At 45.1% G+C, this 13763-nt stretch carries 8 protein-coding genes; 5 read left to right on the top strand and 3 right to left on the bottom strand.

Annotation, left to right across the window (positions count from 1 at the left end; genetic code table 11):
- Positions 1-100: 100 nt before the first annotated feature.
- Positions 101-1120, bottom strand: a complete 1020-nt coding sequence (locus KL866_RS13495) for a heparin lyase I family protein (protein ID WP_311236151.1) — start codon at positions 1118-1120, stop codon at positions 101-103.
- A 350-nt stretch (positions 1121-1470) separates the two neighbouring features.
- Between KL866_RS13495 and KL866_RS13490 the strand changes: the two genes are divergently transcribed.
- The 5 genes from KL866_RS13490 to KL866_RS13470 all read left to right on the top strand — a co-directional run bounded on the left by KL866_RS13490 (position 1471) and on the right by KL866_RS13470 (position 9190).
- Positions 1471-5193 carry an ATP-binding protein gene (locus tag KL866_RS13490; RefSeq protein ID WP_214995444.1) on the top strand — a complete coding sequence of 1241 codons (3723 nt, stop codon included), beginning with the start codon at positions 1471-1473 and terminating at the stop codon, positions 5191-5193.
- Positions 5190-5825, top strand: coding sequence for a condensin complex protein MksE (locus KL866_RS13485; RefSeq protein WP_025254564.1), 636 nt, complete (start codon positions 5190-5192; stop codon positions 5823-5825). The genes KL866_RS13490 and KL866_RS13485 overlap by 4 nt, the downstream gene beginning before the upstream one ends.
- Entirely contained in the window at positions 5822-7039 is a 1218-nt protein-coding gene (locus tag KL866_RS13480; RefSeq protein ID WP_214995442.1) for a phosphoenolpyruvate carboxylase, read from the top strand. The genes KL866_RS13485 and KL866_RS13480 overlap by 4 nt, the downstream gene beginning before the upstream one ends.
- A 462-nt stretch (positions 7040-7501) precedes the next feature.
- On the top strand, positions 7502-7894 hold the full coding sequence (locus KL866_RS13475; protein ID WP_118489827.1) for a TerB family tellurite resistance protein: 393 nt from the start codon (positions 7502-7504) through the stop codon (positions 7892-7894).
- A 24-nt stretch (positions 7895-7918) separates the two neighbouring features.
- Positions 7919-9190 carry a carboxylesterase gene (locus tag KL866_RS13470; RefSeq protein WP_214995440.1) on the top strand — a complete coding sequence of 424 codons (1272 nt, stop codon included), beginning with the start codon at positions 7919-7921 and terminating at the stop codon, positions 9188-9190.
- 286 nt (positions 9191-9476) lie between these two features.
- Here KL866_RS13470 and KL866_RS13465 read toward each other — a convergent pair whose 3' ends face one another.
- Positions 9477-12593 carry an efflux RND transporter permease subunit gene (locus KL866_RS13465; protein WP_214995438.1) on the bottom strand — a complete coding sequence of 1039 codons (3117 nt, stop codon included), beginning with the start codon at positions 12591-12593 and terminating at the stop codon, positions 9477-9479.
- On the bottom strand, positions 12586-13644 hold the full coding sequence (locus KL866_RS13460) for an efflux RND transporter periplasmic adaptor subunit (RefSeq protein WP_214995436.1): 1059 nt from the start codon (positions 13642-13644) through the stop codon (positions 12586-12588). The genes KL866_RS13465 and KL866_RS13460 overlap by 8 nt, the downstream gene beginning before the upstream one ends.
- Between the last annotated feature and the right edge of the window lie 119 nt (positions 13645-13763).

Genomic DNA, 13763 nt, shown 5'->3' with positions numbered 1-13763 from the left:
TTTACGTGCCGCCTTTCTCAATAGCGCTCTTAACTACGTTTTAACTACTATCCTATACGCCTGCAACTGAAGTTGTTGATTGAGTAGCCTCAACTGCAAATCAAAGCGTCCCTTTTCTAATAACGAAGTCGGCAAACTTCACTCGTTCTTCCTGCTGGCGTAATTTATCTATTTCAGCGGTAGAGCGGTAAATCCCCCATTTTGGGCGGATAAAGTCCTCATCAGATACGCCACGCCACATATCAATATTTGCTTCGTTAATATCTACGATAGTTGCATCGTCACGAACGCGGGTTATTTGCATGGTAAATTCGCCTTCTTCGGCGAACGTTGCTTGCACAAATACCTTCACCCATTCATCGGCAATATCACTCCAGTTTGCTCGAACTAAATAGGCATCGCTGGTACGAGAGCCGTCAGGGTTGAAACCTACACTGTGCCTTACTTGTAGCTCCTTTCCTGAGCTGTCTTTTTCGACAGCAGAGAGGGTAATGACGGGCTGATCGTCGTTACCGTTATTATTGTCTTCATTGTCGTTTCGCGCTTTAAGCTGGAAGAAGTGGCTAAACCTACTGGTTAAAGACATTTCGCTGGCAACATAAAAATACCACTCAAACTGCATGGTTTCCCCTTCAAACCCCAGTACTTCGTCATCGCTTTTATCATAAGTTTTTATTTCGTTGCGCTGACGATCAGACTGAACACCTTTATTAAAGTCGTCATCGCGGTGGGCTAAAAACACAAAATGTGGGCCTATAACGCTATCGGTTTCCTCTAAAATATGGGGCGTAGAAGTGTGGTCGCCTGCAAATAAATCGGGCGCTTCTATACTGCCGTCACCAAACACGCTTTCTATTAAAGCGTAGGTTTCGCTAGCGCTTGCAGTACCTGTAGCACTGAGCATGACTTCAGAGACTAGGGTAAATTCTGCTTGCTCCTCGATAGGCGTTTCTCCATCACCTTGAGAATCAGGTACAGCTACAGATTGATGAGGTGTATTACTTTGAGAGCTACTTCCACAAGCTGATAGCGCTGAAATCACCAATGCAATTAAAAAGAAGTAAAAAAGTACTTTTAGGGTTTCTTGTAGGATATTTTCGTTTTTATTGTTTATAGACACGGTTTATGCCAATTGTTTTTTATTGGTTAATAAGATGTTTTAAAATTGGTTAACCAGCAAGTGTGAAAGTTAATCTATTTGAAAGTAATGTTGAAGTTTAGATTCTTTAGTTGAAGAAAAACAAACCTTGCACGATAGAAACGAGAGAGGATCTTATTGCTATAGCACGCTTTGTAACCAACAAGTCACTATGCATCTGTGCAAAATCATGAATTCATAATACACTGACGGGCTACATCGTGCGCATGTACTCGCTTTCTATCAGATAAGCAACTTTTAGTATAAGAAAGCAGGTACAGTTTTGTGCTGTGTGAGGGTTCACGCGGCAGAGTTATTGATACAGGAACACTATGGCAGGCTTAAAACGTATTATTCTTATCGACACGCATTTACCAGGCGTTGTCGAGCTAAAGCTTGATGGACACACCAATATTTGTGGTACCAATGCATCGGGTAAAACCACACTTCAGCGACTGATCCCCGTGTTTTACGGTGAATACCCCAGTCGCGTGGTACCGGCAACCCGTGACAGCTTTGAACGCTGGTACTTACCGCGCTTATCTAGCTTTATTATTTATGAATATACGCGTGCTGAAGGCGATCTGTGCCAAGCAGTGTTGAGCTCTAACGGAACTGGCGTTAACTATCGTTTAGTCGGCAAGCCATTTGAAATTAGTGATTATCTAATAGAGCAAAAGAACGGCAAGCACGCCAGTGTGAGCAGCGCCGAGCTTGCACGTGCTATGAAACGCAATAACATATTAGTAACCAGCCTATTAAATACCAAAGATTTTCGTGCAATCATTCAAAACGATCACGGTGTACTCAACCAGAGTAACAATGCGCGCGAACTTTTAGGCTATGCCAAAATCTTTAGTTTATGCGAGCCTTCAAAGCATATGCGCCACATCGAAAAGTTGGCTAAAGCGGTGCACTCTAAAGAAGGTAAGATGGAAACCATCAAAGCCATGATTGCCGCTATTTTAGAAGAAGATGGGGTAACCCCACCTACTTCAGGCCTTAGCCGCCATCGGGTTGATGACTGGATTAAAGAATGCCACCTAATCAAGCAATTCGACAAAATTCGTCCTGAGTTTTCTAAGCTCGAACAAGCCGATATGGCATTAACAAGTACAGAGCAAGTGCTTGCTAACCTTAAGCATAGCTTTGAGCTTGATAAGACCTACTTAGCCGCTCGGGTTGAGACCACAAAGAATGAACTTGATGAAAATAGCTTTCAGCGCAAGCAAACTGACAGTGAGTGGGGCGACACCCGAGACCATCTAAACCAAGTTATTTCATCTGCTCGCGCCGATGTTGAGAAGTTCACTAGCGAACTGGATACGGTAGAGCGTGAATTCGATAAGTGGCAAGACGAAAATATTGAGCAGCTTAAAGAGGACGTTGCAAATCTAGCGCAATGGCAGAATGAAAAAGCCATGGCCGATAGTCGTTACGTACTGCTTACTGAAAAGCACCAAGACATTGAGTCGGCCTACAACAAGCGCTTAGCTGAGCTAGGTGAAAAGCTTTCAATTACCTTAGAAGAGATGTCAGCTGCTCGACAAGAAGCTGCAGAAAACAAAGCTGAGCAACAGCAGAGTGAGCGTGAAGCGTTAAGTCGAATTCAGAGCGACTATAATAGCCAGCTAAGCACTCTTCAGAATGATTATCAGAATAGTTTAAATGAACTAAAAGTAGCTGAAGCTGAGCTTAAAGCGTCACTCAGCAACGCAGGCTATAACGAGTTTGAGCAATCTCAGCTAGATATTTTAGACGCAGCAATAAAAGAAGCGTCTATAAATGAAGATGCTGCGCGTGGTGAATTGCGACAAGCGCAACAAGCACACAGTAAATCAGTAGAGTTTCGCAAAGGATGTTCCAATGCGTTAGACAAAGCACGTAACGCGTTTCACCAGGAAGAAAAAGCGGTTAACAAAATTAATGGGCTACTTTACCCAGGGGAAGGATCGTTACTTGAGTTCTTGCGCGCCAATGTGGACGACTGGGAATTATCCTTAGGTAAAGTTATTCGCCCGGAGCTGCTCGAACGCACGGATTTAGCGCCTGCTATGGCGGAAAACTCACAAAGCGCCAGCGATACTTTTATGGGCGTTAAGTTAGCGCTTACTGAGCTCGATACTCCAGACTACGCCTTTACCGAGCAAGCCCTTAAACAGAAATTGCAGGAAGCTGAAATTCGTCAGGCTGCAGCCCTTGCCGCGCAAAACGAATGCGAACAGCGCCTAGCGAAAGCAAACGAAGACGTGCGTAACGCCGAGCTTGTGGTTACCCAAAAAGATAACGCCGTTAAAAGTGCGGAAGCCAGTCGAAAACGAGCACAGCAAGACCGTGATACGGTGCTTAGCGAATACCAACAAGCGCTTTCTTCACGTAAGCAAAAAGCCAAAACAAAGCTTGAAGCCAATCAACAGTCGCAAAAGCATGCGAAAGCGCAGTTTGAGCTTAGTCGTGACGAAATTAAAGATCAGCAACGCGAAGCCGAAACCGAGCACAAATTCCACTGGCAGCAACTTATTGCTGATAGTGAAGCACGTATATCTCAGCTTGATAGTGATATGCGTAAGGCGAAAGATAATGCAGCTCAAGACCGCAAAGATATGCAGGATTGGCTGGAAAGCGAATTAAGCAATCGCGGTGTTGATGTTGACGAAATAGGCCAGCTTAAAAAGCAAATTAATAAGCTTAAAGACGACATTACGCGCACTGAAACACACCGTCACAAAGTGGCTGACTATGAACGTTGGTACACCAATGTGTTTACCAAGCAAAAAGTGATATGGCAGGAAGGGTTGTCAAAGTCGCGCAAGTTATTGGGTGAATCTGAGCGTAACTTGGCAAGCAAACAAGCAACCTATAAAGCTAGCCGCGAGCAACTTCAAGAGCAGCACGCGCAGCTTGAATCTACCTTAAAAACCGCCAGTGAGCACTTAGAACAGGTCAAAACCTTAAGCAAGTCCCTTGCTAAGCTTACTCTTCAAGCCGGTGATGAAACTGCTGAAATTAAGCACGATGATATAAGTATTAGTCAGCGTATTTCTGAAGTACAAAGCCAACTTCAAGAGCGTGAGAACTTAATGAGCGATATTCGTGCTTATGTAGAAAGGTTCGACCAGCTTATTGCCGCGCAAGCGGGCACAGGGCTATCTGACACCTGGGAGCGAGCTCGTGAAGAATGCGCTACGCTAAATGCACATGGAGTGAAGAGTTTTGATCACCGCCGCATGGTGTCGCATCTTGCACAGCTTCTGAACGTGATTGTTCCGCAAAAACTGCAGGGCTTACGTGAACAAGGCCGTATATTCGGCGCTGATCTTTCACAATACTATTTTGTCCTTGCCGATATCGACAAACGCATCGTGTCACAAAGCCGCCGTATTACCCAAGAGGTTGACGGCGATCTTTCTCTTGATGGTGTATCCGATTCTGCCGTTAAAATTCGCTCGCGTATTAGTGAACTTGAATTTTGGCCAGAGCTTGAGCAATTCAGAAAGCTTTACGAGCACTGGATGGAAGAGGGAGCAAACGAGCTGCCGGAAGAAGAGTATGGGCAGAGTATGCGCCGAGTATTGGATATTCTTGGCCGCGCAGCGCTCACCGGCGGTATTAGCAAGCTACTTGATATTGAGCTGCACCTGCGAGAAGGTAATAGTGACCTTGTTATTCGTACCGATCGCCAGCTTAATGAGTCATCAAGCCACGGTATGGCCTACCTTATTTTGTGTAAGTTCTTACTTGCTTTTACCCGTCTCTTGCGTGGTGATGCTGAGGCCATAGTGCATTGGCCTATTGATGAGTTAGGTACACTTCACCAAAACAACGTGAAGAAAATTTTCGAAGCCTGTCAGAACAATAACATTAGTGTAGTTGGCGCATTCCCTAACCCAGAATCAGAAGTACTGACGCTATTTGAAAACCGCTACTTGATAGATAAGGTGACCCGTCAGCTGCAGGTGGTTCAACCGAAAACAAGTTCAATAGGCGCACGAATAAAACTAAAAAAAGAAGCTGAAAAGAACAGTGACGTAGCAGGCAAGGAGACATCAGCATGATGACAGAACAAGGCCGTGTACTAAGTGCACTTCTACAAGGCGCGTTTATTTGTCAGGTGACCGATGAAGAGGCGTGGCGTTTTCTTAAATCAAGAGACAACGCTGCTCAATTAGAACCTCACTTATCGCTATTAAATCGTACATTATCGACAACCGCTGAAGGCGACGTGTTCTTTGCCAGCTTCCTTACTATTGGTGAGACTGAACGCAAAGTGCTAACCCAGCAGTTTCAAGATACGGCTTCTAACTTGGTACCTTTGGTCGAGTGGTTATTACTAGTTCAACAGGCCAATGAGTCTGACATGCCAATAACCATGGGCAGCGCTATTCGTTTAAACGAACTGCAAACGACCATTGAAGACACGCCCGCCTATGCTGAGCAACTGGAGAAAATTTCGCGCTATCGTATGTTCGGTTCTACCAGTGTGAATTTAGATGGCCAGCTAAAGCAGGTCTTTAAACGCTTAACCGAAATGGGTTATTTGATTAAACCTAACCCGGATAAACAAATATATTTGGGCACAGGCAAAATTGAGCACCTTTATGAAATGCTACGTTTTATCGACGAAACTGAAGCGCTGAGTTTATCTGAGCAGGCGGAGGCCGCTATTTCGCAAGGTAGTTTGATATGAGCCAGGTTTTAATTCAGGCGGGGACTAAACTACTAAATGCATTGGGTCGTCACAGCGACCTTATTATGCAGGCGTATGTTAATGGTTCGGTAAAAGAGCGCGACCACAGCCCTAAGGTATTAGAACAGCTCGTTCAATTAGGTGTTTTGTGGCGCCCAGAAGCGCAAAGTGAACTACGCCTAAAAAGTGCGGTGAGAGCTTTATTAGAGGGTAGCCTACAAGACGAACGCAATCGGACTATCAATGCCAATATTGGTGCGTCGCTCGCTAGCCTTAAAACGCTGACCGAACATTATAAAGAAGCGCTTCATTACAACAAATATAATGAAGCAGCAGCCCACATGGGCGATTTAACAGAGCACGTGTATCAGCTTTCAGAATCATTGAGTAATAGCGTGCGTGTGATGTTCGGTCGTATTAACAATGAATTTGGTTATGTGTCGTCGGTTGAAGCTAAAATTCGCGAAAACGAGTTAGCCCAGGGGCAGGTAACAGACTTGCTAGCCCAGCTTGAGTGCTTTCGGTTTGATGAATTAAGTGAGCTTGCTGGGTCTAACCGTGAACTTCGTCACTTGCTGGTGGTGTCGCTGCAGCAGCGCTTTGCCAAGGCTGCACAGGAGTTATCTGTAGTACAAGCCCGTTTGCTAGACTTACTTGGTCGGTTTAGAGAGTTTCAGGGGCGTACACGGTTACTTAAAGGTTTTTTGTTACACATGGAGCAGCAGCCTGATTTTGCGCCGGGCAACTATGCCAACCTTACTAACGTACCAGTTTTGTTTAATCAATCAGACGCGATAATTGCTAACGCGGCGCCTGATGTGAATAACGTTGAGCACGAGACCGATTATCAAAGTATTGTGGCATCGTTGACCCATGTTCATAAGCGTCAGTCGACACACGAAGATACTAAAGCTATTGACATTGATATAACCGAGCAATCAACTTTGTCGCTAGAAAAAGACCCTTTGCAGCAAGCGGTAGAAGCGTATTTCTGTGATGTAATCGATTCTGGTCAGCCTAAAACAGCGTTGGATTACTTTGAAGAGCACGCTTTAAGCTTCGATCCTGAAGTATGGATTTATCAGGTGATTGGCGGCTACCAAGCCTTAGATGATCAAGATAAGCAGTTTTTTGCACTAGAACCCCACGGTAGTAACGATAAAGTTTATACGGGGAATTTCTATATAAACGACATCACGCTAGGCTTGCGATAGCGTGATGTCTTAATCTTTATCATCCCCTGCTTTTTTAAGCCTGTCGCGTGTAACCAAAGAATACGTCAGGCTTTTGTTTAAGCTAAGCGCTTCTAACAAAGTTCAAATGAAAACTCTCTTTTTCAATTAACTTAATATTCATTAATTAAAGCCATCTTTTGCGGTGTGTGACACTTGGAACCTGCCAAAAATCGCCTATAATGCAATAGGTGTTTACACTAATTTAACATTGTGAACTAAAACCTTCACCGTCGCGTAATGTTACCGTCAATTCGGCGGTCTATATTAGCCCTGTTGCCTTTGGAACTTTATCAAATGCTTACAGGTCCTAATGTAGCTACTCACCGGCTTTGATGCTCTCGATGTTATATACCTCAGTGTAGACGTCGAAAATTGTCGCTACTGCTAGGATGCAGAGCATGTTGTGGTACTGCCGCGTACAGTACGAAGAGGAAGAGTATTATGCAATTATCAGAACAACAAAGTTTTAATCAAGCCCTTATCAAACTCTCAGTTTTACTTTATCAGGTCGATGGCATGGTAACATTGACTGAACAGGACTACCTGAATGCTATGGTTGAATCGCTAGATTGGCAAAGCCCAATCTGTCGCGAAGCATTTCTAAACGACACTATTTATCAAGCTCGAAAGGCCATCGACACTGGCGATACTGTCACTTTCTTAAAAAGTCTCAAAAACGACCTATCGTTTAATGCAGAAAAAACGTTAGAAGTCGCTATGGCGATTACCGGTGTGGATGGTGAGCGAAGTGAAGAAGAAACCGAGCTTTTATCATTGCTTACCCATAAATTACTCGCTAAGGCATTAGTTTCGGGTAAAGATACATTACAATAATTGCTTTAAGCGTCTATCCAAACAATGTCAAATTTCTTTATGAAAGCAGCATCTTTAGGTGCTGCTTCCCTCGCGCTGTTCATGATAAGCGGTTGCCATTCACCCCCCAGTCCTCAAGTCAGCGGGGCCCAATTTAGCGCGAGTACCCAAGCGTTTCCAGTGGGGATACAACCTTTCGACAATTATTTAAAACAAGTTGAAGGCTACCTTTCAAAACATAGAGCATTTGTTTCCAATAACAAAGAACAAGAAATTACCATGAATATGCCCTTTGAATGCGGTACACAATACCGCGACACGGGTATATTGCTGGTTCACGGACTCGGTGATTCTCCTTATTTCTTTCGCGATGTAGCAAACGCTGTGTGCAGTGAAAGCATTCATGTAAGGACTATTCTGTTACCGGGCCATGGCTCAAAGCCAGGGGACATGCTAAACGTTAGCTATCAGCAGTGGCAGGCTGAAACCAATCACCACATAAAGCTGTTTTCTGAAGAAGTAGATAACCTCTACATTGGGGGCTTCTCAACGGGGGCAAATTTAACCACTATTGCAAGTTTTTCAATGGCCGAAGAGCTTGATATTAAAGGGCTCATGCATTTTTCTCCAGCCTTTAAGTCGCGTTTTTTTGTTTCCCGTTTAGCGCCTTACATCGATTCATTGTTCCCTTGGCCTAACGTGGAAGAAGAGGATAATCCAAGTCGTTATAACTCTACCGCGATGCCTGGGTTTGCTGCTTATCAAGAAAGCGTAAATGTGCTTCAAGACTTGTTTTCTCAATCAGAAGTAGCGAAGCGAACATTGAATCTTCCTGTGTTAATGGTGGTGGCCGAAAAAGACAGCGTTGTTGATACTACAAAGATTGCTGAACAATTTAGAGATAATTTCACTCATCCGCGTAAGTGTTTATTGTGGCAAGGCGAAAATGTACCTGAGGTGCCTGATAATGCACGCATTGTGCAAACCATGAACTTACCCGAGCAGCGAATTAGTGCAGCTTCTCATATGAGTACTCTTTTTTCTGAACACAACACTTTGTATGGAACGGGAAGTACCTTTCGCATCTGTGACAACGGACAAGGGAGTGATGCTGAAGCGCGCTGCAAAGCAGGGGAAGAGGTATGGTATGGGCCCTGGGGATTTGAACCAGAGATAGAAAACAACAAGCTTAGCAGCGATAAGGAGGAAAGAGTGTATGCGAGGCTCACGTATAACCCTTACTTCGAAAAGATGGTTGAACAGCTGCTAGCCTTTACTGGTAAGACTAAGGTTAACGCTTTTTGTAAAACCTATTAAGAAGTTAATTTTTTACAACACGGTTTAATCGTCTTTCGTACTTCTGCGGTATTTCAACAAAAAACGCCCAAACCAAGTGCGTAATAACAATTTTTGTTTGTTACTACACTCGCGGCTTAGGCGTCTCTTTTATTTCTTAATGCATTCTGAGTGCACGGTAACTGTCTAATCTCGGTTTAAAAAGGGGTTGAGCACGGTTAAAGCACGGCTTGAGCTCGTAAATAGAGCTCAAACACCGTCTTAAGGCCGCTTAAATAGGCATAGTGCCTACCTAAGCGGAACCGTTCTAAGAGTGCTGTGCGTTAGCTTCTTCCATTTCTTTTTCAAGCTTAGCGCTTTCATCTGCACGAGGTTTGGTAAAGCGGGCAAGGGCTAGATAAAGCACAGGCGTAAGGTATAGGGTAAATACTACTGCGATACCGAGTCCGCCGAACACTACCCAGCCAATAGCATTGCGCGCTTCAGCACCTGCACCCGTTGATAGAATTAACGGTAGTCCACCAAGAATAGTAGATACCAAGGTCATCATGATTGGGCGTAAACGCACTTTCCCTGCTTCAATAATAGCCTCATAGATATCAAAACCTTTATCGCGAAGCTGGTCGGCAAACTCAATCAATAGAATGGCATTTTTAGCGAGTAAGCCAATTAGCATAACTAGCCCAATTTGCGAGTAAATGTTAATGCTAGTGCCAGTTAAAAACAGCGCGTAGACCGCAGCTGCAATACCGAAAGGCACGGTAAGCATAACAACAACGGCGCTATTTACACTTTCAAACTGTGCTGCTAGTACAAGCAAAACGATGACAAACGCTAAAATATAGGTAAGCGCAACCTGTTTAGACGTTTCTTCAAAGGTTTGTGCTTCACCTAAAAAGACCAATCCAATGCCATCGGGTAAAGTATCTAGCGCTAGCGTACGTATTTGATCTACCACCTCGCTAAGCGCGACGTCTTCGGGCAGTTCCATTTCCACTTTTATTGCACGTCGCTGCGCTTGACGCTCTAATTCAGCTGCAACGCCTTCTTCAGTAATAAATGCCACACTTGAAAGAGGTACTAGGTTTCCGTCAACGCTTTTTACATAAAGGCTAGTAAGCTCAGACGGGTCTAGGGTGCTGCGATTATTAGTTTGCAGCATAATAGGAATAGCCTGGTCGCCAACGTTCAAATCGGCAATGTCATCGCCATTAACCGCTGCGCGCAGCGTGCTAGCAATATCGGTTAGCGGTACACCTAATTCTTCTGCACGACGGCGGTCTATATTTACACGCATTTGTGGTTGGGTAGGGTCGTAGCTAATTCTGGGTCTACCTAGTTCAGGTAAGCTTTCTTCAAGCTGGCGTGAAAAATTTTGCGCTGCTAGAAAAATGTTTTCATAGGTATCACCGGTGAGTGCTATTTCTAAGCCGCCACCTTGACCGCGCAAATTAAGACTATTGCCACCAAAGGCGTTCCCTGGTGCACCGGGTATTTGCTGTAGTTTAGGGCGAATTTCGTTAACGACATCTTGCAGTGATTTGTCCCTTTCATCCCAATGCTTAAGCGGTGCGGTAATAAATACAATGTTAGGATCCCAAGAGCCAACCACGGTGTAAATCGAATCTATGGTGCCGTTCTCAACATAGGGAAGCAGCAGCTCTTCCATTTTTTCTGCTTGCCTATCCATAAAGTTCAGCCCAGCGCCGTCGGGGCCGCGAGCAAATATTCGAATTGTACCTCTATCCTCACTTGGCAGAAGCTCATTATCGATATTTTGTGACAATATATATGCACCACCGCCTGCTGCTAGACTTAACACACCTACTACCCAGCCATATTTCAGAGCCTTTAATAGTGAGGCCTGGTACAGGCGCAAGCAGGCGTTGCCAAAACGTCCAAAGGTCTTGCTAAACAAACCGTTTTCCTTTGTTTCTTTTACCTTAAGACGTGCTGTAAGCGCAGGTACCAAGGAAAGTGCAACAAAAGAGGAGATAACAACTGCACCAGCTAACACGCCACCAAACTCTCTAAACAAACGCCCTGCGGTAGAGGGAAGGAAAGCGATAGGTATAAATACAGAAGCAAGCACAGCGGTAGTCGCAACGACGGCAAAAAACACTTCGCGTGTGCCGACTACGGCAGCAGCGCGCGCGCCTAAGCCCATGCTTCTGCGGCGCTGAATATTTTCAGAAACAACAATCGCATCGTCTACTATCATACCCGTGGCAAGAACAAGGGCGAGTAGGGTAAGGATATTAATTGAAAACCCCATGCCCCAAATAATTGCCAGTGCGCCTGCCAGTGATACAGGAATAGAGAGCGCCGGAACAATAGTCGCGCGCCACGAACCAATAAATACCAGTAACGTCACAACAACTAGAGCAACAGTAAGACTAAGCGATATCACGACTTCTTTTACAGAATCCCTAATAAACTCTGCATCATCCGCGGTTACGGTGATATGCATATCAGTAAAGCGTTTGTCTAGGTCTTTGACCATTGCTAGCACTTCATCAGAAATTTCTATGGTATTAGAACTAGCTTGACGAATGACACCAACGCCGATGACTGGCGTGCCGTCCAAGCGAACCACGCTGGTGGTATCGGCGGGGCCAAAATAAACACTGGCGACGTCATTAATGCGAATATCGCCACTTACAACAATGTTGCCCACATCTTCTGCAGACACTGACGTTGCATCGGCGCGTACAATAAGCGCCTGTTCGGCCGACTGTATGCTGCCTGCGGGAACATCAAAAGGCGCGAGCGATAATGCTTCGGCTATATCACTCATTGAAAGACTAAAGCTGGTTAGGCGAAGCGGGTCAACTGATACGCGCAATACACGTTCTCTATCGCCGTTTAGGGTAACGTCAGCAACACCGGGTATGCTGAGAAACAATGGGGCTACATCTGTATCAACCCGCTCAGTGAGTGTTTCCATGTCCAGTGTGTCGCTAGAGATAGCAAGGCTTACAACTGCTTGAGCGTCACTGTCTGCACGAATAATAGCCACTTGCTCAACGTCCTCAGGAAGTTGACGCTGAACACGACTTACCGATTCACGCACTTCGTTTGCGGCATCTTCTAAATTGACGCCAGGGCGAAACTCAACGCGAACACGTGCAGAGTTTTCTTCGCTTTGCGCGTATATATTTTTAACACCGCTAACTCGGGCAACTGCACCTTCTAGTCGCCCCGTAACTTCCGCATCCACTGTTTCAGGCGATGCGCCGGGGAACTGTGCCGTAACAGTTACGCGAGGCGTGTCAACGTCAGGGAGTTCTCGAACCTCAAGTCCGCTCAACGCGGCAAGACCTGCAATAGCAATAAGCAAGTTTAAAACGACGATTAAAACTGGGCGTCGTATCGACAGTGAGGGAAGGTCGCTGACTGAAGACGATAGATTTGGATCACTCACCTTGCGGCCCTCCGGCCAATTCCGTGGTAATTTCTTGGCCTGTACGTAAGCGCTGAACACCTTCTGAAATTAACGCATCACCTTCTTCGATATCGCCAGAAACTAAAATGGTTCCTCTTAAACGCTGGTGGACACTTACGTCCACACGTTTAGCTTTCCCGTCTTCAGCAAGCCAAATATAAGCGCCGGTTGCTCCCCACAGTAATGCGGCTTCAGGCACGGCCGCGTAGCGATCACCTTCAATGCTCAAATTAACTCTAAAACTCATACCCGGACGGAATTTATCCGAAGAGTTGTCTAATAATGCGCGCGCACGAAGAGTGCGATCAGCTTCATTAATACGAGAATCGACCTGCGCTATTTCGGCTTTCACCAGTTGCTCTTTGTCGCTCCAAGGTTCTAGAGTGACATTCGGCGCATTGAGTAAAACAGAAAGGGCGGCTTCAGGGGCTTTGAAATTGATAAAAAGCTTGCTTCTATTATCGAGCGTCGTGATAACCGTTTGTTCGTTTATCCGATCACCCACTTCAATGTCAGTAATGCCCACAACACCGTTAAAAGGAGCAATAATGTGTCTGTCTTCAAGATCTGCTTGGGCCTCTTCTAGGGCAACTTCCGCGAGATCCCGTTGAGTGCGAGCTAGGTCTAATTCGCTGATAGGTACTGCGCCCTGCTTATAGCTTGACGCTAATCTTTCTACAGTACGCTGTGCATCTTCTAAAGTGAGCCTAGCGCGTTTTAAAGCGGTCTGCTGACGTCTGTCATCAAGGCGAACCAGAACCTTACCTTTTTCTACGGTTTGGCCTGGTACGAAATTGACTTCCGTCACTTCGTCAGAAACAGCAGAGTATAAAACGATAGAGCGAACCGCTTCGGCACTGCCAACGGCTTCCACTTTTCGCATTTCATTTATAAATTTAATAGGTTCAATAACAACAAGCTTTGCCTGTCTGTCACCCATAAACTGTGCGTTGGCAGTTGGCACCATCGCTAAAAAAAGAGCACAAAGACATATCCATGTCTTCAATGCACCATAGACTGAATTTTTCATTTTAAACCCGTAGCGTTAGTTAAGCTTGCACTGTCCAGCAATATGGAAACCGGCAAGCCCTTTATTTTTTGTTTTACCAAAACGGTTGTTAAATGGCCGATTGGTTAACTTAATTATTT

This window comes from Alteromonas sp. ALT199 (assembly GCF_018619335.1).
GTDB lineage: Bacteria > Pseudomonadota > Gammaproteobacteria > Enterobacterales > Alteromonadaceae > Alteromonas.
The sequence above is the reverse complement of the archived record's forward strand: the minus strand, read 5'-3'. Positions and strand labels throughout refer to the sequence as shown.

Excerpts from the sequence above, each read along its gene's own strand:
- KL866_RS13475 (WP_118489827.1), top strand. The coding sequence starts at position 7,502 with ATGCAATTATCAGAACAACAAAGTTTTAATCAAGCCCTTATCAAACTC.
- KL866_RS13470 (WP_214995440.1), top strand. The coding sequence starts at position 7,919 with ATGTCAAATTTCTTTATGAAAGCAGCATCTTTAGGTGCTGCTTCCCTC.
- KL866_RS13480 (WP_214995442.1), top strand. The coding sequence starts at position 5,822 with ATGAGCCAGGTTTTAATTCAGGCGGGGACTAAACTACTAAATGCATTG.
- KL866_RS13485 (WP_025254564.1), top strand. The coding sequence starts at position 5,190 with ATGATGACAGAACAAGGCCGTGTACTAAGTGCACTTCTACAAGGCGCG.
- KL866_RS13460 (WP_214995436.1), bottom strand. The coding sequence starts at position 13,644 with ATGAAAAATTCAGTCTATGGTGCATTGAAGACATGGATATGTCTTTGT.
- KL866_RS13490 (WP_214995444.1), top strand. The coding sequence starts at position 1,471 with ATGGCAGGCTTAAAACGTATTATTCTTATCGACACGCATTTACCAGGC.